This is a genomic window from Streptomyces sp. NPDC059582 (assembly GCF_042735715.1).
Taxonomy (GTDB): Bacteria; Actinomycetota; Actinomycetes; order Streptomycetales; family Streptomycetaceae; genus Streptomyces.
The window spans coordinates 25,101-45,986 of the sequence record NZ_JBHWCC010000016.1; the positions used below are offsets into that span (position 1 = coordinate 25,101).

Annotated in this window: 20 protein-coding genes; 11 read left to right on the top strand and 9 right to left on the bottom strand. The window is 72.6% G+C overall.

All coding sequences use genetic code 11. The annotated features are described in order from the left end of the window. Positions 1-66: 66 nt before the first annotated feature. A complete protein-coding gene (locus ACFV0T_RS16175; RefSeq protein ID WP_385778907.1) occupies positions 67-681 on the bottom strand; it encodes a LysE/ArgO family amino acid transporter in 615 nt (204 codons plus the stop codon). 90 nt (positions 682-771) lie between these two features. Here ACFV0T_RS16175 and ACFV0T_RS16180 point away from each other — a divergent pair, with 90 nt between their 5' ends. Next, a complete protein-coding gene (locus tag ACFV0T_RS16180) occupies positions 772-1,668 on the top strand; it encodes a LysR family transcriptional regulator ArgP (RefSeq protein WP_385778909.1) in 897 nt (298 codons plus the stop codon). Positions 1,669-2,020: 352 nt separating this feature from the next. Here the strand turns inward: ACFV0T_RS16180 and ACFV0T_RS16185 are convergent, their stop codons facing one another. Continuing rightward, entirely contained in the window at positions 2,021-2,722 is a 702-nt protein-coding gene (locus ACFV0T_RS16185; protein ID WP_385778911.1) for a TetR/AcrR family transcriptional regulator, read from the bottom strand. 171 nt (positions 2,723-2,893) lie between these two features. On the opposite strand from ACFV0T_RS16185, the gene ACFV0T_RS16190 reads away from it, so the two are divergent. Beyond that, positions 2,894-4,114: a saccharopine dehydrogenase C-terminal domain-containing protein gene (locus ACFV0T_RS16190; RefSeq protein ID WP_385778913.1), complete on the top strand. Its 1,221-nt coding sequence runs from the start codon at positions 2,894-2,896 to the stop codon at positions 4,112-4,114. A gap of 111 nt (positions 4,115-4,225) precedes the next feature. Beyond that, a complete protein-coding gene (locus ACFV0T_RS16195; RefSeq protein WP_385778915.1) occupies positions 4,226-4,480 on the top strand; it encodes a WhiB family transcriptional regulator in 255 nt (84 codons plus the stop codon). Between the two features lie 12 nt (positions 4,481-4,492). Here the strand turns inward: ACFV0T_RS16195 and ACFV0T_RS16200 are convergent, their stop codons facing one another. Genes ACFV0T_RS16200 through ACFV0T_RS16215 form a run of 4 tightly spaced genes read right to left on the bottom strand, consistent with a single transcriptional unit; the run spans position 4,493 to position 9,239 of the window. Further along, a complete protein-coding gene (locus tag ACFV0T_RS16200) occupies positions 4,493-6,322 on the bottom strand; it encodes a sensor histidine kinase (RefSeq protein ID WP_385778917.1) in 1,830 nt (609 codons plus the stop codon). Beyond that, the gene (locus ACFV0T_RS16205) at positions 6,319-7,017 is read right to left on the bottom strand and encodes a response regulator (protein ID WP_385778919.1); all 699 of its coding nucleotides are present in this window, start codon (positions 7,015-7,017) and stop codon (positions 6,319-6,321) included. The genes ACFV0T_RS16200 and ACFV0T_RS16205 overlap by 4 nt, the downstream gene beginning before the upstream one ends. Positions 7,018-7,035: 18 nt before the next feature. Next, complete coding sequence (locus ACFV0T_RS16210) at positions 7,036-7,782, bottom strand: L,D-transpeptidase family protein (RefSeq protein WP_385778921.1); 747 nt, start codon at positions 7,780-7,782, stop codon at positions 7,036-7,038. Between the two features lie 41 nt (positions 7,783-7,823). Continuing rightward, complete coding sequence (locus ACFV0T_RS16215; protein WP_385779091.1) at positions 7,824-9,239, bottom strand: M1 family metallopeptidase; 1,416 nt, start codon at positions 9,237-9,239, stop codon at positions 7,824-7,826. Positions 9,240-9,422: 183 nt separating this feature from the next. On the opposite strand from ACFV0T_RS16215, the gene ACFV0T_RS16220 reads away from it, so the two are divergent. Next, the gene (locus ACFV0T_RS16220) at positions 9,423-9,773 is read left to right on the top strand and encodes a DUF488 domain-containing protein (protein WP_385778923.1); all 351 of its coding nucleotides are present in this window, start codon (positions 9,423-9,425) and stop codon (positions 9,771-9,773) included. Positions 9,774-9,802: 29 nt separating this feature from the next. On the opposite strand, the gene ACFV0T_RS16225 is transcribed toward ACFV0T_RS16220, so the two are convergent. Both ACFV0T_RS16225 and ACFV0T_RS16230 read right to left on the bottom strand, forming a co-directional pair. After that, positions 9,803-11,476, bottom strand: a complete 1,674-nt coding sequence (locus ACFV0T_RS16225) for an FAD-binding dehydrogenase (RefSeq protein ID WP_385778925.1) — start codon at positions 11,474-11,476, stop codon at positions 9,803-9,805. 17 nt (positions 11,477-11,493) lie between these two features. Then, a complete protein-coding gene (locus tag ACFV0T_RS16230; RefSeq protein ID WP_385778927.1) occupies positions 11,494-12,138 on the bottom strand; it encodes a TetR/AcrR family transcriptional regulator in 645 nt (214 codons plus the stop codon). Positions 12,139-12,312: 174 nt separating this feature from the next. Here ACFV0T_RS16230 and ACFV0T_RS16235 point away from each other — a divergent pair, with 174 nt between their 5' ends. The 4 genes from ACFV0T_RS16235 to ACFV0T_RS16250 all read left to right on the top strand — a co-directional run bounded on the left by ACFV0T_RS16235 (position 12,313) and on the right by ACFV0T_RS16250 (position 16,279). Next, entirely contained in the window at positions 12,313-12,942 is a 630-nt protein-coding gene (locus tag ACFV0T_RS16235; protein WP_385778929.1) for an alpha-ketoglutarate-dependent dioxygenase AlkB family protein, read from the top strand. A 96-nt stretch (positions 12,943-13,038) separates the two neighbouring features. After that, on the top strand, positions 13,039-14,238 hold the full coding sequence (locus ACFV0T_RS16240; RefSeq protein WP_385778931.1) for an acyltransferase family protein: 1,200 nt from the start codon (positions 13,039-13,041) through the stop codon (positions 14,236-14,238). A gap of 49 nt (positions 14,239-14,287) precedes the next feature. After that, positions 14,288-15,034 carry an MBL fold metallo-hydrolase gene (locus ACFV0T_RS16245; protein WP_385778933.1) on the top strand — a complete coding sequence of 249 codons (747 nt, stop codon included), beginning with the start codon at positions 14,288-14,290 and terminating at the stop codon, positions 15,032-15,034. Between the two features lie 9 nt (positions 15,035-15,043). Further along, positions 15,044-16,279 carry a DUF4032 domain-containing protein gene (locus ACFV0T_RS16250; protein ID WP_385778935.1) on the top strand — a complete coding sequence of 412 codons (1,236 nt, stop codon included), beginning with the start codon at positions 15,044-15,046 and terminating at the stop codon, positions 16,277-16,279. A gap of 1 nt (position 16,280) precedes the next feature. Here the strand turns inward: ACFV0T_RS16250 and ACFV0T_RS16255 are convergent, their stop codons facing one another. Further along, complete coding sequence (locus tag ACFV0T_RS16255; protein WP_385778937.1) at positions 16,281-17,153, bottom strand: universal stress protein; 873 nt, start codon at positions 17,151-17,153, stop codon at positions 16,281-16,283. Between the two features lie 222 nt (positions 17,154-17,375). Here ACFV0T_RS16255 and ACFV0T_RS16260 point away from each other — a divergent pair, with 222 nt between their 5' ends. Genes ACFV0T_RS16260 through ACFV0T_RS16270 form a run of 3 tightly spaced genes read left to right on the top strand, consistent with a single transcriptional unit; the run spans position 17,376 to position 20,856 of the window. Next, positions 17,376-19,052: an FAD-dependent oxidoreductase gene (locus tag ACFV0T_RS16260; RefSeq protein WP_385778939.1), complete on the top strand. Its 1,677-nt coding sequence runs from the start codon at positions 17,376-17,378 to the stop codon at positions 19,050-19,052. Beyond that, complete coding sequence (locus tag ACFV0T_RS16265; RefSeq protein WP_385778941.1) at positions 19,049-20,509, top strand: ATP-binding protein; 1,461 nt, start codon at positions 19,049-19,051, stop codon at positions 20,507-20,509. The genes ACFV0T_RS16260 and ACFV0T_RS16265 overlap by 4 nt, the downstream gene beginning before the upstream one ends. Further along, positions 20,506-20,856, top strand: a complete 351-nt coding sequence (locus ACFV0T_RS16270) for a UBP-type zinc finger domain-containing protein (protein WP_385778943.1) — start codon at positions 20,506-20,508, stop codon at positions 20,854-20,856. Before ACFV0T_RS16265 ends, ACFV0T_RS16270 begins: the two co-directional genes overlap by 4 nt. The last annotated feature ends 30 nt before the right edge of the window (positions 20,857-20,886 follow it).

Sequence of the window (20,886 nt, forward strand, 5' to 3'; positions counted from 1 at the left end):
GTGATCGGCCGCGTCCCAAGCTTCCGGCGATCGGCCGCGTCTCAGCTTCCCGCGATCGGCCACGTCTCAGCTTCCCGCGATGAGCATGACGCCGAGAGTGATCATGGTCGCTGCCACCAGGCCGTCCAGGACGCGCCAGGACGCGGGCCTGGCCAGGAAGCGGGAGAGCAGCCGGGCGCCGAAGCCGAGCGCGGCGAACCAGCACAGGCTGGCGCACGCGGCACCGAGTCCGAAGGTCCAGCGCAGCGGGCCCCGGTCGGCGGCGACGGAACCGAGCAGGAAGACGGTGTCGAGGTAGACGTGCGGGTTGAGCCAGGTCAGCGCCAGACAGGTCAGCACGGCCCGCCTGAGTGATCCCGGTCCCGTGCCGTCCGTACGCAGCGCGTCGCCCGGCCGCAGGACCCGGCGGGCGGCGAGGGCGCCGTAGCAGAGCAGGAACGCGCCGCCGATCCAGCCGACGACGGTGAGCGCCCCCGGCCAGGCCACCACCAGGGCGCCGACGCCACCGACCCCGAGCGCGATGAGAGCGGCGTCGGACAGGGCGCAGATGCCGACGACGGCGAGGACCGCGTCGCGGCGGATCCCCTGGCGCAGGACGAAGGCGTTCTGGGCACCGATGGCGACGATGAGCGAGAGACCGGTGCCGAATCCGGCGGCCGCGGCGGTCAGGGAGCTGTGCATGCCCCCGACGCTAAGGAAGCGATCACTGGACGTACAGCTAAAGATTCTTACGTATCATTAGCGCTCGTGAAGGTTGACGCGGGGCCGGGGATGCCGGAAATTCCCCTCGACCAGGTGCGGACGCTGCTGGCCGTGGTGGACGAGGGTACGTTCGACGCGGCGGCCGCCGCGCTGCATGTGACGCCGTCGGCGGTCAGTCAGCGGGTGAAGGCGCTGGAGCAGCGCACCGGGCGGGTGCTGCTGATGCGGACCAAGCCGGTGCGGCCGACCGGGTCGGGCGAGGTCGTGGTCCGGTTCGCCCGCCAACTCGCCCGGCTGGAGCGGGACGCGCGCGCCGAGCTCGGGATGAGCGGCGCCGGCGAACCGACCCGGGTGACGGTCGCGGTCAACGCCGACTCGCTGGCGACCTGGTTCCTCCCGGCGCTCTCCCGGGTCCCGCGGGAGCCCCTGCTCTGCTTCGAACTGCGCCGCGAGGACGAGACCCGCACGGCGGCGCTGCTGCGCGAGGGGCTGGTGATGGCCGCGGTGACCTCGTCGGCCGAGCCGGTCGCCGGGTGCTCGGTCCGCCCCCTGGGCGCCATGCGCTACCTCGCGGCGGCCTCCCCGGACTTCACGGCACGGTATCTCGGCGGCCCCCTGCACGAAAGGCTCGCGGCCGCGCCGGTCGTGACCTTCGACCGGCGGGACGACCTCCAGGACGCGTTCGTGCGCGGCCTGCGCCGGGGCCACGCCGGCGCGAGCCCCGCGCGGCACTTCGTCCCCACGTCGGAGGGCTTCGTCGCGTCCGTGTGCGCCGGCCTCGGCTGGGGGATGGTGCCCGAGGTCCAGGCCGCGCCGCTGCTGAGCGCCGGCCGCCTCGTGCACCTCGCGCCGGACGGCGTGGTCGACGTGCCGCTCCACTGGCAGCAGTGGAAGCTCGACTCGCCTGCCCTGGCCGCGCTGGCCGAAGCGGTGACGGCCACGGCGGCGGAGGCGTTGGGCAGCTAGTGCCGTGGCAGGCAGCGTTCGCCCGTGAAGGAGCGGCGTCCGGTGCGTGCTCCCGGCGTGCCGGCCGGAACTCCTCGTACTGGTCGTACGTGGGCTTTCGGCCGGTGCGGCCGAGAGGGCGTGCCGGGCGTCGCGACGGGGCGCACGTCGCCTGCTGCGGCACTAGGGCGCCGGGCGCCTGACCCGGCGGCCGAAGCAGCGCAGCGGCCCAAAAGAACCAGCAGGCCCAAGGACCCCTGCGGCCCGAGAGACCCAGCAGGCCCAAGGGACCCCGACCGCCCGAAAGACCGGACCGCCCAAAGGACCCGATTGCCCAAGAGACCCGGCCACCCCAAGGCGCCGGACGCCGGCCTCAGGTCGCCGCCAGCCGACCCGCCGCGCTGTCCAGCAGCATCTCCAGGGCCGTGGGATAGGCGCTGGTGACCATGCGCGTCGCCAGCAGGGGCGCCGCCTCGGCGATGCGCGGGTGGGTGGCGGCCGGCAGGTGGGCGTACGTCGAGCGCCACTTGTCCTCGTCGGCGCGCAGCGCGGCGCGCGGCAGGGCGAGCGAGGCCGCGTCCAGGGCGGCGAAGGCGAGCGTCTGGTCGATGAAGGCGTGGTAGATGCGGACCGTGTCCGGCAGCGGGAAGCCGGCGGTGCGCAGGACGTCCAGGACGGCCTCGTCGGCGGCCAGTTCGTGGGTGCGGCCGGTGACCCGGCTCGCGGTGAGCAGGGCCGCCTGGGGGTGGGCGACGTACGCGGCGTGGATGCGCAGCCCGATGGCGTGCAGGTCGGACCGCCACTCCCCCGTCGGCCGCCAGCCGCACAGGGCCCGTCCGATGAGGGCGTCGCCGATGGCCAGGGTCAGATCGTCCATGCCCCGGAAGTAGCGGTAGAGCGTGCTCGGGTCGCAGTCCAGCGCCAGGCCGAGGCGGCGGGCGGTGAGCCCGGCGCCGCCGTGCTCACCGAGCATCCGCAGAGCTGTGTCGACGATCAGCCGCTCGGACAGCACGGTGCCGCCCCTGGTGGGCCGACGTCGACGCCGCTTGTCCTCGGGTACCACCGGTTTGGGCATAGCCGTCTCCTCCTGAGCGTCCTGGGCCCCGCGTCGCGCGCCCCGCGCCCGAGCGCTGTGCGTCCTGCGCCTCGCGTCCTTATGCCAACGCCATTGACCTTACGACGGCGGGAGGCGTTGTATCTCGGCCTGGGCCCACCTCATTCGTTCACCCGAGAAGGAGATCTCGTCATGCGTGTTCTGCTCGTGGGAGCCGGCGGTGTGGGTACCGCGATCACCCGGATCGCGGCCCGGCGGTCGTTCCTCGACACGATGGTGGTGGCCGACCACGACGCCGCGCGGGCCGAGGCCGCGGTCGCGGCCCTCGGCGACGACGGGGCGCGCTTTCGTGCCGAGCGGATCGACGCCCGCGACGAGGAGGCGGTGGCCGACCTGCTGCGCCGACACGGCTGCGACGTGCTGCTCAACGCCACCGACCCGCGCTTCGTCGAGCCCCTGTTCCGGGCGGCCCGAGGCGCCGGTGCGACCTATGTCGACATGGCGATGTCACTGTCCCGGCCGCACGCCGAGCGGCCGTACGAGGAGTGCGGGGTCAAGCTCGGCGACACGCAGTTCGCGCAGGCGGCCGAGTGGGAGAGGGCGGGCGCCCTGGCGCTCGTCGGCATGGGCGTGGAGCCGGGCCTGTCGGACGTCTTCGCGCGGCACGCCGCCGACGAACTCTTCGACGAGATCGAGGAGATCGGCATCCGCGACGGCGCGAACCTCACCGTCGACGGTCACGACTTCGCGCCGTCGTTCAGCATCTGGACCACCATCGAGGAGTGCCTGAACCCGCCGGTGGTCTACGAGGCCGACCGCGGCTGGTTCACCACCGAGCCCTTCAGCGAGCCCGAGGTGTTCGACTTCCCCGAGGGCATCGGCCCCGTCGAGTGCGTCAACGTGGAGCACGAGGAGGTGCTGCTCGTCCCGCGCTGGGTCGACGCCCGGCGGGTCACCTTCAAGTACGGCCTCGGCGAGGACTTCATCCGCACGCTGAAGACCCTGCACCTGCTGGGACTCGACCGGACCGGACCGGTGACCGTGCCGGGCCCGGACGGGCCGGTCGCCGTCTCACCGCGGGACGTCGTCGCCGCCTGTCTGCCCGACCCGGCGACGCTGGGCGAGCGCATGCACGGCAAGACCTGCGCGGGCACCTGGGTGCGGGGCGTGAAGGACGGCGCGCCGCGCGAGGTGTACCTGTACCACGTGGTCGACAACCAGTGGTCGATGGCGGAGTACGGCTGCCAGGCGGTGGTGTGGCAGACCGCCGTCAACCCCGTCGTGGCCCTCGAACTCCTCGCCACGGGCTCCTGGTCGGGCTCCGGCGTCCTCGGCCCGGAGGCCTTCCCCGCCCGCCCGTTCCTGGACCTGCTGACCGCGTACGGCTCGCCGTGGGGGATGCGGGAACACTGACTCCCGCACCACGGAACACCGTTGTCCTGTTTGGCACCGCGTCGACAGGTGACCCGAAGGCGAGTAATTCATGTCCAAGGGCGCGAACGACCTCGATCGCAGGTGACTTTGATGGACGACTGGCGAGAGCACGCCGAATGCAGCACGGAGGACCCGGATCTCTTCTTCCCGATCGGCACCTCCGGGCCGTCGCTGCTCCAGACGGAACAGGCGAAGGCCGTCTGCCGACGCTGTCCCGTCGAGGAGCGGTGTCTGCGGTTCGCGCTCGACACCGGGCAGGCCCTCGGGGTCTGGGGCGGCACGGACGAGACGGAACGGCGGGCGCTGAAGCGCCGGTCGGACCACCGGCGGCGGCGCTCCGGATAGCCCCTGGCGCCCTCAGCCCTCGTCCGGTGCCGGGCCCGTCGGCATGCGCAGCGTGAAGGTGGCGCCGGCGCCGGGTTCGCTCGCGGCCTCGGCCGTGCCGCCGTGCGCGGCGACCAGGTGCCGGACGATGGCCAGGCCCAGCCCGCTGCCACCGGTGCGGCGGCTGCGGGACTTCTCGGCACGCCAGAAGCGCTCGAAGACGTGCGGCAGGTCCTCGGGGGCGATGCCGCTGCCGGTGTCGCTCACCTGAAGGACGATGTCGTCGCCGTCCCGGCGGGAGGTCAGGGTGACCGTCCCGCCGGCCGGTGTGTGGCGCAGCGCGTTGGAGACCAGGTTGCCGAGGACCTGGCGCATCCGGACCGGGTCGGCGTCCAGCCACGGGCCGCCCTCGGTCGCGGTGCGCAGGCGGACGTCGGCCGCGTCGGCGGCGACGCGGTGGGCGGCGGCGACCTGGTGGAGCAGGTCCGCTGCGCCCAGGGGTTCGCGGTGCAGCCGCAGGGTGCCCGCGTCGGCGGCCGCGAGATCCTGGAGGTCGTCGATGACGCGCTGGAGGACCAGGGCCTCCTCGTGCAGGGAGGCGAGCAGCGCCGGTTCGGGGGCGACGAGGCCGTCCCGGGTGACCTCGAGCCAGCCGCGGATGTTGGTGAGCGGGGTGCGCAGTTCATGGGCGATGTCGCTGACCAGGGCCTTGCGCTGGGCTTCCAGGCGTTCGCGGCGTTCGGCCAGCTCGTTGAAGGCCAGGGCGAGGATGCCGGTCTCGTCCCGGGTGGTGACGGGTACGCGTACGTACCGTTCCGGCGGCTGCTGGGCCGCCGTGGTCAGCGCGCGCAGCGGCCGTACCAGCCGGGTGGCGACCACGGCGGTCACGGCGACGGTGACGGCGAGCACCAGCCCGGCCGCGCCGACGATCTTCGCCTTGTTCGCCGGGGACATGTCGAAGCGGGTGGCGCTGCTGTCGCCGCCGCCGAGGAACAGCTCGGCCGTCGGCGCGACATAGGGGTCGAGCTGGGCATTGCGCGCGGTGTCGAAGCAGGCCTGCGCCTTGCGTGTGACCTCGCCCTGGCCCGGTTTGGCGTACGTCCCGAGGAACGGGCGCGACTCGACGCCGGACTTGCCCGGGGCCGTCATGAGGGTGGGGAACGCCTGCCCCAGACCCTCTCGTCGCAGACAGGGAGCGGCGAGCGCGCTGAGCGCCTCCAGGGCCTTGGTCTCGGTGGGGGTCGAGGTGTTGAGCTTGCCGTCGGCGCAAGCGTCCGGCACATAGCCGGAGTCGGCGGTTCCGTCGGCGTCCGTGAGGACGGGACGGCCGCTGGGCGTCCGCCTGACCGTGGTCGGCAGCCCGGCCCGGGCGAAGCACCTCTGCCGTAGCTCCGCCAGCACGTCCAGCCGCTCCCGCTCCTTCGCGGGCAGCAGGTAGGGGCCCACCACCCGGGGGTCGGTGCCGCTGAGCTGCGCGCCCGGCCGGCTGAAGGTGTCGGTGCGCAGGGGGTCGACGGTGGCGGCGGGGCGCGGCGGCAGGGATGTGCCGCCGGGCGCGGAGTCGGCCAACGGAGCGCGGTCCACGCCGGTCAGGGCGATCCGGCGGCCGGTCCGCGCGGACAGGGTGCGTACGGTTTTCCCGACGCCCTTCCAGTCGGGGTGCGTGGCGGCGTATCCGCTGAGCTCGGCGAGGATGTCCACGTCGGTGGCGAGGTCCTGCCCCTGTTCCTCGCGCAGGGCGCGGGTGGTGGTCTCCGCCGCCAGCCAGGCCGTCGCCGCGACGGAGCACACCGCGATGAGCGCCGAGGCGATCAGCAGCCGGACCAGCAGCCGCTTGCGCAGCGGTATGCCGGTGCGGGTCACGCGCGGCCGCCGCTGAGCTTGTAGCCGACGCCGAAGACGGTCAGCAGCCGGACCGGGCGGCGCGGGTCGGGCTCGATCTTCCGGCGCAGGTTCATGATGTGCACGTCCACGGCCCGTTCGGTGGACGCCCGGTCGGCGCCGCGGGTGTACTCCAGCAGCTGCCGCCGGGAGAAGACCCGTTCCGGTTCGGCGGCCATGGCCAGCAGGATCTCGAACTCCGCGGGGGTGCACTCCACCGGCCGCCCGTCGCACCACACCTCATGCCGCAGCGGATCGACCTCGATACCGGTGACGCGCACCACGGGGTCGTCCGGCCGGCCCTCGCCGGTCCGCCCGCCGCGCCGCAGGACGGTGCGGATGCGGGCCATCAGCTCGCGTGGGCTGTAGGGCTTGGTCATGTAGTCGTCGGCACCGAGTTCGAGGCCGAGCAGGACGTCGTCTTCCTCGGAGCGTGCGGTGAGCATCAGCACGGGGATGTCGTCGTCCCGCCGCAGCGCCCGGCACACCCCGAAGCCGTCGATCACCGGCAGCATCAGGTCGAGCACGACGAGGTCGGGCCGGTCGCGCCGGGCGACGTCGAGCGCGGCCCGCCCGTCGTGGACCACGGTCGCGACGTGCCCCTCCGCCAGCAGCGAGCGGCGGATGAGCTCGGCCTGCATCTCGTCGTCCTCGGCCACCAGTACGAATGCACACACGGAGCGGATCCTAGGTCCTCAGCGGGCGAGGGATTTCGTGTCGCCCATGACGACCACGGGGTGGCGGTCCGGGTCCAGCGCCAGCAGCAGGTCCTTCATGTGGTCCCGGGAGATGCCGACGCAGCCGTGGGTGGGGCCGCCGTGGTCGACGTGCAGCCAGATCCCTCCGCCGCGGCCGGCGCCCAGGGGGCGGGTCCAGTCGAGGGGCGAGGCGCCGGGCTCGCGGTTGTAGTCGATGGCGATCACGTAGTCGAAGGAGCCGGTCAGCGGCTCTCCCTCGAAGCCGGTGCCGGGCGAGGCGAACCCGGCCGAGCGGTCGTAGGACAGCCGGGTGCCGGGGTCGGGCAGCTTCCCGCCGGCGTCGGTGAGGGTGAAGACGCCGATGGGAGAGTGGAGGTCGCCGGCGTGGTGGAGGTCGGTCCAGCCCCTGAGCGCGTTGTGCGCGGGCCAACGCGGTCCGGCGTGCCAGCCCGCGTCGGTGCGCTCGTACACGACGACCGTGGACACCGGGGAGTCGTCGGCGTGGCCGGTCACGACGACGGCCTGCCGGGTGTCGGACGGTATCCGTGCCAGCGTCCTCGGTCCGAGGCCGGGCAGGTGCTGCGCGGCCGCCTCGACCGAGGGCCGCGGCGAGGCGAGGGCGGGGGCGGCCGGGGCGGCGGCGGGCGCCGTGCCCTCGCCGGCCGCGGCGCCACCGCCGCATCCGGTGACCAGCAGGGATGCGGCGGCGAACAGGGCGACGCGGGGGGTGGTGCGAGTGATCATGCGTCGACGATGGCCGACGCGTGTGAGGAACTCGTCAGGTTCTACGGCCTGTTCGGCTTGCCGGTGCTGTAGAGCCAGGTCTTGAACAGTTTGTCCAGGTTCTTTCCGGACTCGCGCTCCGCCAGGCGCTCGAACTGCGCGGTCGTGCCGTGCCCGGCGCGGTGCTCACCTGCCCAGGCGCGCAGGATCCGGTAGAACGTCCGGTCCCCGACGGCGGTGCGCAGTTCGTGCAGGGCCATGGCGCCGCGCGCGTAGACGGGCGTGCCGAAGATGTTCGCGCCGCTGCCGGGGTCGGCGGGCGGGTAGGCCCACAGGTCGTCACCCGCCGGACGGGCGTACAGGCCGTCGAACGTCTTCTGCGCGCTGTCGCCGCCGTGCTGCTCGCTGTAGAGCCACTCGGCGTACGTGGCGAAGCCCTCGTTGAGCCAGATGTCCTTCCAGCTGGTGAGCGAGACGGAGTCGCCGAACCACTGGTGGGCGCTCTCGTGGACGAGGGTGCTCAGGTCGGGCGCGGCGTCGTAGATGGGCCGCGTCTGGGTCTCCAGGGCGTAGCCCACGTTCGGGGCGTGGTCGACGATCGCACCGGCGGCGCGGAACGGGTACGGGCCGAAGACCTTGCTCTCCCACTCCAGGACGGACGGCAGCTTCTTCAGCACGGGGGCGGCGGCGGCCGCCTCGCGCGGGTCGACGGCGTTGTAGACCTTGATGCCGTCGCGGGTGGTGTACTGCTCGACCTTGAACTTGCCCACGGTCGCCGTGGCCAGGTAGGCGGCCATGGGCTCGGACTGGCGCCAGCGGTAGGTCGTCCTGCCATGAGCGGTGCGCCGGCCGAGGTAGACGCCGTTGGCGACCGCGGCCCGTCCCTCGGGGACGGTGATGGTGAAGTCGTAGGAGGACTTGTCCTTGGGGTGGTTGTCGGCCGGGAACCAGGTCATGGCACCCTGCGGCTCACCGGCGACGAACGCTCCGTCGTCGGTGGGGATCCAGCCGTCGAGGGAGCCGTCCGGGTCGGTGACGGGGCCGGGAGTGCCGCTGTAGGTGACGGTGACGCGGAACGCCTGGCCCTCGCGCAGGGCGTGGCGCGGGGTGACGACGAGTTCCTGTCCGCTGCGCCGGAAGGCGGCCTTGTGCCGGTCGACGGTGAGGCCGGTGATCTTCAGGCCCTTGAGGTCGAGGTCGAAACGGGTCAGCCGCGCGGTGGCGCGGGCGGTGAGCACGGCCTTGCCGGTGAGGTGGCGGCTCGCCGGGTCGTAGTCCAGGGTCAGTCCGTAGTGGCTGACGTGGTAGCCGCCGTTTCCGGCGAACGGGAAGTAGGGGTCTCCGGCACCGGACGCGCCCGTGGTGCCCGCGCTCGCGGGCCCGGCGGTCGCGAGCAGGGCCGCGACGGCGACGGGGACGACTCCGACGACGGCCTTGCGGCCGAGGACGGTGACACGTCTGGTGGACTGCTGCCGGATGTGCCTCACATGCGCTCCTTGGGGGGGTGGCGATGATCAAACCCCCTCAGACTAGGGGCCGTCCGCCGGGGAGTCCCCCTCGTTCAGGTCAAGTCACACGGCGTCACCCGGCGTCCCCGCACTACGCTCGGCAGTACCGCCGTCCCCCCGAAGATCCGTGCGACAGCGTGGAAGGGTCCGACCATGAGTGTGCGAGTGCGCCGCGTCTACGAACCACCGGAGCCCGACGACGGGACGCGGGTCCTGGTCGACCGGCTCTGGCCGCGCGGTCTGTCCAAGGACGCGGCGCGGGTGGACGAGTGGCCCAAGGGCCTCACCCCGTCCACCGAGCTGCGCCAGTGGTACCACGGGGGCGAGGGGTCGTACGAGGAGTTCACCCGCCGCTACGAGGCGGAGCTCGCCGCGCCGGAGGCGGCCGAGGTCCTCGACCGGCTGCGCGAGTCGGCCGGTCAGGGGCCCGTCACCCTGGTGACCGCCTCGAAGTCGCTCGGGCAGGGTCACGCGTCCGTCCTGGCCCGTCTACTCGAGGCGTAAAGCCTGCGGAGACGGGCCGTGCGGGCCGCTCAGGCCGTCTGCCGCGCCGCCGCGCGTCCCGCCGCCCGCCCCGAGAAGAGACAGCCGCCGAGGAAGGTGCCCTCCAGGGCGTTGTAGCCGTGGACGCCGCCGCCGCCGAATCCCGCGACCTCGCCGGCCGCGTACAGACCGTCGATCGCGGTGCCGTCGGCGCCCAGCGCGCGGGAGTCGAGGTCGGTCTGGATGCCGCCGAGGGTCTTGCGCGTGAGGATGTGCAGCTTGACGCCGATCAGCGGGCCGGCCGCCGGGTCGAGGATCCGGTGCGGGGTGGCGACGCGGCCGAGCCGGTCGCCGATGTAGCGGCGGGCGTTGCGGATGCCCTGGACCTGGGAGTCCTTGCTGTAGGGGTTGGCGATCTGGAGGTCGCGGGCCTCGATCTGGCGGCGTATCCCGGCCGCGTCGAGCAGCGGCTTGTCGGTCAGCGCGTTCATCTTCTCGACGAGCCGCTCCAGGGTGTCGGCCACCACGAAGTCGGCGCCGTGCCGCACGAAGTCCGTGACGGGACCGGGGGCGCCCTTGCCGAGCACCCGGTCGCGCAGGAACGCCTTGCGGTCCTTGGCGGTGATGTCGGGGTTCTGCTCGGAGCCCGACAGCGCGAACTCCTTCTCGATGATCTTCTGGGTGAGGATGAACCAGGAGTGGTCGTGTCCGGCGATGTCCTCGGTGGTGCGCAGGTGTTCGAGGGTGCCGAGGGTGTCGTAGCCCGGCAGGCACGGGTCGGGCAGCCGGCGGCCGAGGGCGTCGAACCAGAGTGAGGACGGGCCGGGCAGGATGCGGATGCCGTGGCCGGGCCAGATCGGGTTCCAGTTCTGCAGGCCCTCGGTGTAGTGCCACATGCGGTCGCGGTTGACCAGCCGTACGCCCGCATCGGCGCTGATGTCGAGCATGCGTCCGTCGACGTAGGCCGGTACGCCGGTGACCATCTCGGCCGGGGGCGTGCCCAGCCGCTGCGGCCAGTAGCGGCGGACGATGTCGTGATCGGCGCCGATGCCGCCGCTGGTGACGACGACGGCCTGGGCGGTGAGGTGGAAGTCGCCGATCGCGTCCCGGTTGGAGGCCACGCCGCGGGGCGAGTCGTCGTCGGCCAGGACGGTCCCGCGCACCCCGCGCGCGGCGCCGTCCTCGATGACGAGTTCGTCGACCTGGTGGCGGTGGTGGAAGGTGAGCAGTCCCTCGCGCGCGGCCTCTTGGGCGTACCGGGTGAAGGGCTCCACGACACCCGTGCCGGTGCCCCAGGCGATGTGGAAGCGGGGCACGGAGTTGCCGTGCCCGTGGGCGCGCAGGTCGCCGCGCTCCGCCCAGCCGACCGTGGGCAGCAGCTTGATCCCGTGGCCCGCCAGCCAGGAGCGCTTCTCCCCGGCCGCGAACTCGACGTAGGCGCGCGCCCAGCGCACCGCCCAGGAGTCCTCGTCCTCGGTGCGGTCGAACCGCGCGCTGCCCTGCCAGTCGTTCCAGGCCAGGTCGACGGAGTCCTTGATGCCCAGACGGCGCTGCTCCGGGGAGTCGACGAGGAACAGTCCGCCGAACGACCAGAACGCCTGGCCGCCCAGGTTGGCGGCGTTCTCCTGGTCGACCAGGGCGACGCGCCTGCCCCGGCTGGTGAGTTCGTGCGCCGCGACCAGGCCGGCGAGGCCCGCTCCGACGACGATGACGTCCGCGTCCATGGCGACCGTTTCCTTCCTCATCCGCCGCGCTGCGCGGCGGGCTTGTCGCTGCCGTCGGTGAGCAGCGCGGTGAGCAGTTGCTTCAGCCAGGCGCGGGCGCGCTCGACGTCCTTGTCCAGCAGCAGTTGGGTGGTGACTCCGTCGTACGCGGCGACCACCGCGTGGGCGGCCGCGTCGGCGTCGCCGAGCACGGCGGGCAGTTCGGTGTGGCCGCGGGCCCGGGCGAGCCGGTCGGCGACGGCCCGGCGCAGCCTGGCGCGGTGCTCCAGCAGGGTCTGTGCGACGACCGGGTCACGGGCGGCGTGCACCAGGAAGTCGGTCTTCACCAGGAGCCAGTCCAGGTCGAGGAGGAGCACCTCGGTGACGCGGTCCACGGCGGCGGGTACGTCGAGGTCGGGGCCGTCGGCGGCGAGTGCTCCGGCGACCTGGTCGGCGATGAGGTCGGCGCGCTCGCGGTAGAGCGCGAAGAACAGCTCGTCCAGGCTGTCGAAGTTCGAGTAGAAGGCGCCCCTGCTGTAGCCGGCGGCCTCACAGACCTCCTCGATCGAGACCCGCCCGAAGCCCTTGGCGGCGAACACCGAGAAGGCGGCGTCGAGCAGGTTGGCGCGGGTGCGCACCCGGCGCCTGGTGACGCGTCCGGTCGTCTGTGCCGCCGCTGCCATGTCCGGACCTCCGTTCGATACGCGAATGTATCCGATACGTCAGTGCATCGAAAGGGTCGTGCACGGGGCGGGCGAGATCTACCGGGCGGCCCGCCGGGGCGGCGCGGCCATGGGCGTGGGGCGTGACGATGGACACAAGGGAACATATTTTCGATTAAGGCGTACGCTGGACCCATGACCACGCACCTCCAGGGCTCGCTCTTCGACCAGACCGACCGGCTGCGGCTCGGCCGGCTCGACGGGACGCGCCGGACCGAGCTCGGGCACGGCGCCTGGATCGACGTGCTTCCCGGCTGGCTCAGCGGAGCCGACGCCCTGTTCGAACAACTGGCGGCCGAGGTCCCGTGGCGTGCCGAGCGGCGGAAGATGTACGACCAGGTCGTGGACGTACCCCGGCTGCTCGCGTTCTACGGCGCCGACGATCCGCTTCCCCACCCCGTGCTGGCCCAGGCCCGCACCCAGCTGTGCGCGCACTACGCCGACGAGTTGGGTGAGCCGTTCACCACGGCCGGGCTGTGCTACTACCGCGACGGCCGGGACAGCGTCGCCTGGCACGGCGACCGGATCGGCCGGGGCGCGCGCGAGGACACGATGGTGGCGATCCTCTCCGTGGGCGCCCCCCGCGATCTGCTGCTGCGTCCGCTGCACGGAGGCGCCGACACCGTGCGGCGTCCGCTGGGCCACGGCGACCTGATCGTGATGGGCGGCACCTGCCAGCGCACCTGGGAGCACTGCGTACCCAAGACCGCGCGCGCCGCGGGACCGCGGATCAGCGTGCAGTTCCGTCCGCACGGCGTGCAGTGAGGCAGCCGCCCGGCCGCGGCGATCGGCCGGACGGAACCCTGTCCTCCCCCGCACCCCCTCCCCCACACTGGGCCGGACAAGGGGGGAGGACGGGCGATGCCCGAGCGGGAACGGCGCGGCGAACTGGACTCCCTGCGCACCCTCGTCGTGGTGGGCCTGGTCTTCTTCCACACGGCCCTGGTCTTCTCCCCCGACGACGACTACTACGTCAAGAACGCGGACACGACCGACGCCGTCACCGTGCTCGCGGGGTTCGGCGTGGTGTGGGCGATGCCGATGCTGTTCCTGGTCGCCGGGCTCGGTGCCAGCCACTCGATCCGCCGCCGCGGACCGGGCGGATTCGTCCGCGAGCGCCTGCTGCGCCTGGGGGTTCCCCTGGTCTTCGCCACGCTAGCGCTGAACCCGCTCCCCCAGTGGCTGCGGCTGCGGGCCGCCGACCCGGGCTACCACGAGTCGTACTGGCACTTCTGGCCGCGCTTCCTCACCGTGCACCTCGACCTGGGTGACTTCCCCTTCGTCCTCGACGGCCGCTACTTCGAGACCGGGCACCTGTGGTTCGTCGTCCTCCTGCTCGCCTTCTGCCTGCTCCTCGCCCCGGTCGCCGGGCTTCTCGCGGCCGCCGGGCAGCGCGCGGCACCCGTCGTCGCCCGTCGGCCGACCCTGCTCCTGCTGCCCGCCCTGCCGCTCGCGGCGATCGACGCGCTGCTGGGCATGGAGGAGAACTTCGCGGGCTGGAACCGCTGGGCCTACCTGCTGTTCTTCCTCTACGGCCAGGCCGTCGCCGACGACGGACAGATCCGCGCCGCCACCCGCCGCCTCGCCGTGCCGGTCGCCGTGCTGGGGCTGCTGCTGTTCGCGGCCACCGCGCCCGGCTTCGTCACGCAGGACGACCCGTTCACCGCCTCGACCGCGTTCGCCCTGGTCACCCGGGCGCTGTTCGGCGCGGCCGGCTGGTGCTGGGTGGTGGCGCTCCTCGGACTGCTGGACCGGGCCCGGGCGCGCCGCCCGGCCATGCCCCGGGAACCGAAACGGGAACCGATTGTCCGCCGCGGCCGGGCGGCGGCGTACCTCGCCGTCGCCGCGCTCCCGCTGTACGTGCTGCACCAGCCGGTCGTCGTCGCGTTCGCCTACGGCGTGGTCGGCTGGCCCGCGCCGATCGTGGTCAAGTACACGGTGATCGTGACCGCCTCACTGGCGGTGATCCTCGTGCTGTACGAGTTCGGGGTGCGCCGCACACGGCTGACCCGCTCACTGTTCGGGATGCGGACCACCCCACCGGCGGCGGAACCCGTGTGATCTGGTTTGCTGTCCCCGCAAGGCACGGACCTCACCACGCGGGGCGATCATGCGGGCAGAAGTGCAGCACGTGGCGGACGGCACCTACCTGGTGCACGGCAGCAACACCAACTGGGTGATCCTCACCGAGGGGGACGCCGTCACCCTGATCGACACGGGCTATCCCGGCGACCGGCAGCTGCTGCTGGAGTCCCTCGCCGCGGTGGAGAGCTCCCCGGAGGCCGTCGTGGCGGTGCTGATCACCCACGCCCACAACGACCACCTGGGCTCCGCCGAGTACCTGCGGAGCGCCTTCGGCACTCCGGTGTGGCTGCACGAGGCCGAAGTGCCGCACGCGCGCAGAGAGTTCCTCCAGCAGGTGAGCGTGGGCGAGGTGCTGCGCAACGTGTGGCGTCCGGGCGTCCTGCCGTGGATGGTGCACGCGCTGCGCTCCGGCGGCACCGAACAGCACCCCGTGACCGCGCCCGAGCCGTTCCCCGGCACCGGCCCGCTGGACCTGCCCGGCCGGCCCGTGCCCGTGCACACTCCCGGCCACACGGTCGGACACGCCGTCTTCCATCTGCCCGACGCCGGGATCGTCGTCTCCGGCGACGCCCTGGTCAGCGGCCACCCCACCTCGCGGGTGCGGGGGCCCCAGCTGCTGCCCGACATGTTCCACCACGAACGTGCCCGGGCCGTGGCCTCCCTGGACGTGATCGAGACCCTCTCCGCCGACCTGCTGCTGCCCGGACACGGCCCGCTGCACCAGGGGTCGGTGAAGGCGGCCGCACAGCTGGCCCGGGAGCGGGCCGCCTAAGCTCGGGCCATGGCTTTGCAGATCAGCGCCACGAACCCGGAGCACCCCGCGCTCCTTCTCGAACTCCCCTGGGACGTGCCTCTGGAGGAGTGGCCGCAGGAGTACCTGGTGCCGCTGCCGCGGGGCATCTCGCGTCACGTCGTGCGCTACGCCCGGGCCGGTGACGAGGTGATCGCCGTCAAGGAGCTCGCGCGGCGGCCCGCGCTGCGCGAGTACGAACTGCTACGCGACCTCGACCGGCTGGCCATCCCCGCGGTGGACCCGCTGGCCGTGGTCACCGGCCGCGCCGACGCCGAGGGAGCCCCGCTGGAGCCGGTGCTGGTCACCCGGCACCTCGGCGGTTCGATGCCGTACCGCTCGATGTTCGAGACGACCATGCGCCCGGCCACGATGCACCGGCTCATGGACGCCCTCGCGGTCCTGCTGGTCCGCCTGCACCTGGCCGGGTTCGCCTGGGGCGACTGCTCGCTGTCCAACACGCTCTTCCGGCGCGACGCCGGCGCCTACGCCGCGTACCTGGTGGACGCCGAGACCGGCGAACTGCACCCCCGGCTGAGCCCCGGGCAGCGCGACTACGACCTCGACCTCGCCCGGGTCAACATCAGCGGCGAACTGCTCGACCTGGAGGCGTCAGGCGCGCTGCACCCCGCCGTGGACCCGATCACCTTCGGCACCGAGATCTGCGACCGCTACGGGAGCCTGTGGCAGGAGCTGACCCGCACCTCCGTCTACCCGGCGGGCAAGTACCACTACATGGAACGCCGGATACGCCGCCTGAACGACCTCGGTTTCGACGTCGCGGAGATGCAGATCGAGCACTCCTCCAACGGCGACACCGTCACCTTCGTGCCCAAGGTCGTCGACGCGGGCCACCACCAGCGCCAACTGCTGCGTCTGACCGGGCTGGACACCGAGGAGAACCAGGCCCGGCGGCTGCTCAACGACCTGGAGAGCTGGATGGCCACCCAGGACGACCACGCGCCGGACGACCCGCTGGCGACGCGCCCCGAAGTGCTGGCGCACCGCTGGGTGCGGGACGTGTTCCGGCCCACCGTGCGCGCCGTACCGCTCGAATCGCGTGGCTCGATGGACCCGGCGGAGATCTACCACGAACTGCTGGAACACCGCTGGTACCTGGCGGAGCGGGCCCAGCGCGACATCGCGCTGGACACGGTCGTGGCGGACTACATCGAGAACATCCTCCCCAGGGCGCGCGAGACGCTGGAGCCGACGACGCCCGAGTGACTCAGCTGTGCGGGACGACGGCGACCGGGCACTCCGCGTGGTGCAGCACCCCGTGCGCGACGGAGCCGATGCGCGCACCCACGGCCGTACGGCGGCCCCGGCGCCCGACCACCGCCAGCTGGGCCCGCCCGGTCAGCGACAGCAGGACCTGGCCCGCGCTGCCCATCTCGACGTGCTCGACCACCGGCACGTCGGGGAAGCGGGCCCGCCACGGTGCGAGGGCCTCCGCGAGGGCCTTCTTCTCGTACGGCTCCAGGCCCCCGGCTTCGTCGAGGAGCTTGAGCGAGGCCGGGCTGTAGGCGAACACCGGCGGCAGCGTCCAGGCCCGTACGGCGCGCACGGTGGCACCCCGGGCCGCCGCGGTCTCGAAGGCGAACCGCAGGGTGTCGGCGCTGTCGTCCGGACCGCCCTCCTGCCCCACGACGATCTCGCGGCCGCCGGCCTCGGCGGCGGCGTCGTCACCGGCCCGCACCAGGACCACCGGACGGGCGGCCTCGGCGATCACGTGCTGTCCGACCGAGCCCAGCAGGAAGCCCACGACGGCCGCCTGCCCGCGCGAGCCCAACGCCAGCAGCTCTGCGTCCGCCGCGGCGGCGACGAGCGTGTCGGCCGCGGGGCCCTCCGGCACGTCGGTGGTCACCGCCAGGTCCGGGTGCCGCTCGGCCACCGTACGGACCGCGCCGCTCACCGCCTCCCGCACCCACCGCTCCTGGGCGTCCCGCCCGGCCACGTCCGGCGCCGTGTCCGGCTGGAACCGCCAGGCGTGCACCACGCGCAGCGGCAGGTCCCTGCGGACGGCCTCCCGGGCCGCCCAGGCGAGTGCCGCGAGGCTCTCGTCCGTTCCGTCGACGGCTGCCGTGATGGGGTGCGTCATCCGCGTTGCTCCCTGTGTCGTGTGCACGTCCGTGGCCCCCAGTCTCCCCCACGCAGTCCCGTCACCGCCCTGAACCGGGGACCGGCCGGTCCTGACGACATCCGGCCGAGCTGCACCTCTTACCTGGGCGAAGCGGGACGATCGAACATACGATGGCGGAAGTCGGCGCGGCGGCGACGGAGGCGCCGTGCCGCACATCCGACCACTCGGGGTGGGAGACGTATGGCACAGGCCGCCGAAGCAGCGCGGACCGTCATCTTGACCGTGGACGACGACCCGGGGGTCTCCCGTGCGGTCGCCCGGGACCTCAGGCGGCGCTACGGCGAGTCGTACCGGATCGTGCGCGCGGAGTCGGGTGAGTCCGCGCTGGACGCGCTGCGCGAGCTGAAGCTGCGCGGCGACCTCGTGGCCGTGATCCTGGCCGACTACCGGATGCCGCAGATGAACGGCATCGAGTTCCTGGAACAGGCCCTGGACGTCTATCCCGGTGCGCGCCGGGTGCTGTTGACGGCGTACGCGGACACCAGCGCGGCGATCGACGCCATCAACGTCGTCGATCTCGACCACTATCTGCTGAAGCCGTGGGATCCGCCGGAGGAGAAGCTCTACCCGGTCCTGGACGACCTGCTGGAGGCCTGGCGGGCCAGCGACTACCGGTGTGTGGCCACCACGAAGGTCGTCGGGCACCGCTGGTCGGCGCGTTCGTCGGACGTACGGGAGTTCCTGGCCCGCAACCAGGTGCCCTACCGCTGGTACTCCGCCGAGGAGCCCGAGGGGCAACGGCTGCTCAAGGCGGCCGGGCAGGACGGGCAGCGGCTGCCGCTCGTCGTCACCCCGGACGGCACGCCACTGATCGAGCCGGACGCGCCGGAGCTGGCCGCCCGGGTGGGACTGGCCACGACGCCGACCGCGGACTTCTACGACCTGATCGTCATCGGCGGCGGCCCGGCCGGGCTCGGCGCGGCCGTGTACGGAGCCTCCGAGGGACTGCGTACGGTGCTGGTCGAGCGGTCGGCCACCGGCGGCCAGGCCGGACAGAGCTCCCGGATCGAGAACTACCTGGGCTTCCCCGACGGGGTGTCGGGCGCCCAGCTCACCGACCGGGCCCGGCGGCAGGCGGCGAAGTTCGGCGCCGAGATCCTCACCGCGCGCGAGGTGACGGGCCTGGAGGTCAACGGCGCGGCGCGGATCGTACGGTTCTCCGACGGTTCGGCGATCGCCGCGCACAGCGTGATCCTGGCGACGGGCGTGTCCTACCGGCAGCTGACGGCCCCCGGCGCGACGGACCTGACCGGCTGCGGGGTGTTCTACGGGTCGGCGCTCACCGAGGCGGCCTCCTGCCAGGGGCACGACGTGTACATCGTGGGCGGCGCCAACTCCGCCGGGCAGGCCGCGATGTACCTGGCCAGGGGCGCCAAGTCGGTGACGCTGCTGGTGCGCGGTCGGTCGCTGTCGGCGTCCATGTCGTACTACCTCATCCAGCAGATCGACGAGGCGGCCAACATCTCCGTGCGCACCGGCACGGTCGTCGACTCCGCGCACGGCTCCGACCACCTGGAGCAGCTCACCCTGCGCGACGCGGCGAGCGGACAGACCGAACTCGTCGACGCGCAGTGGATGTTCGTTTTCATCGGCGCGGCCCCGCTGACCGACTGGCTGGACGGTACGGTCCTGCGCGACGACCGCGGGTTCATCCTGGCCGGCCCCGACCTGACGCCCGAAGGCACCCCGCCCGCGGGCTGGGAGCTGGACCGGCCGCCGTACCACCTGGAGACCAGTATTCCCGGCGTGTTCGTGGCGGGCGACGCGCGCGCCGAGTCCGCGAAACGCGTCGCTTCCGCCGTCGGAGAGGGAGCCATGGCCGTGATGCTCGTCCACCGGTATCTGGAGCAGTCATGAGCGGGCAGTTGATGCCGTGCAGTCCGCAGGAGATAAGCACGCTGTTCCTGTTCGAGAAGCTCGACCAGGAACAACTCGGCAGGCTGTGCCGCGACGGCCGGGTGGAGAGGTTCGAACCCGGCCCCGTGTACACCGAGGGCGACCCCGCCACCTGCTTCTACGTGATGCTCGAAGGCACGGTCGTGCTGTCGCACCGGGTCGGCGGCGACGACGTGGAGGTCGGCCGGACCTCGCAGCGTGGGGTCTACGCGGGGGCCATGCAGGCCTATCTCGGCGACCGGGTGCGGCAGGCCTACAACCAGTCGTTGCGCGTCACGGAACCGACGCGGTTCTTCGTGCTGTCCGCGGACACGTTCGCGGACATCATGCAGGAGTGGTTCCCCATGGCGACCCATCTGCTGGAGGGGCTCTTCTTCGGGTCGAAGAACATGCAGCGGGCCATCGGACAGCGGGAACGGCTGCTCGCGCTCGGCTCGTTGTCCGCCGGGCTCACCCACGAGCTCAACAACCCCGCCGCGGCGTCCGTACGGGCCACGGCGGCGTTGCGCGAGCGGGTGGCGAAGATGCGGCACAAGCTCAGCGTGATCGCGGCGGGCCCGTATTCACGCGAGGCGCTGGTGGGCCTCATCGAGATCCAGGAGCGCACCGCCGAACTCGTCGCCAAGGCACCCACGTTGAGCCCGCTGGAGGCCGCGGACCGCGAGGACGTCATCTCCGACTGGCTCGACGACCACGGCATCCCGGACGGCTGGCGGCTCGCGCCCACCTTCGTGCAGGCCGGCCTCGACGTCGACTGGCTGGACCAGGTCGCGGCGGCCGTCGACGAGGAGGTGCTGCCGGGCGCGGTGGGGTGGCTCAACTACACGGTCGAGACCGAGCTGTTGATGGACGAGATCGACGACTCCACCACCCGCATCTCGCGTCTGGTCGACGCCGCCAAGCAGTACTCGCAGCTCGACCGCGCGCCCTATCAGGTCGCCGACGTGCACGAACTCCTGGACAGCACCCTGCTGATGCTCTCGGGCAAGTTCGGGGAGCGGATCAGGGTCGTGAAGGAGTACGACCGTACGCTCCCCCGGGTCCCGGCATATCCGGCGGAGCTCAACCAGGTGTGGACCAACCTGATCGACAACGCGGTCTCCGCCATCAACAGCGTCGGCGGCGAGGGGACGTTGACGGTGCGGACCGCGCTGGAGAACGACCAGCTGCTGGTGGAGTTCGGCGACACGGGCGCCGGGGTGCCGCAGGAGATCCGCGGCCGCATCTTCGACCCCTTCTTCACCACCAAGCCGGTGGGCGAGGGCACGGGACTGGGTCTGGACATCTCCTGGCGGATCGTCGTCAACAAGCATCACGGCAGCATCGAGGTCGAGTCCGTGCCGGGCGACACCCGGTTCCGGATCCTGCTTCCGCTCACTGCGGCGGACCCCGACACCACCCCCGAGGAGGCGGTATGAGCAGCGGCGACGGCATCGACCCGAACGTCCCGCCGAGCGGCGCGGGCTGTATCGAGTGCGACGAGATCGGCGGCTGGTGGTTCCATCTGCGGCGCTGCGCGCAGTGTGGCCACGTCGGCTGCTGCGACTCCTCCCCCGCACAGCACGCCACCGCGCACTACAAGGCGACCGGGCATCCCGTGGTGAGCAGTTTCGAGCCCGGCGAGGACTGGTTCTGGAACTTCGCGACCAACGAACTGTACGAGTCCGGTCCCCGGCTCGCTCCACCGGACAGCCATCCCTTGGAGCAGCCGACTCCGGGTCCGCAGGGACGTGTCCCCGCGAACTGGGCGGAGGGTCTCAACTGACCGAAGGGTCTTCGGACCTATCGCGGGCCC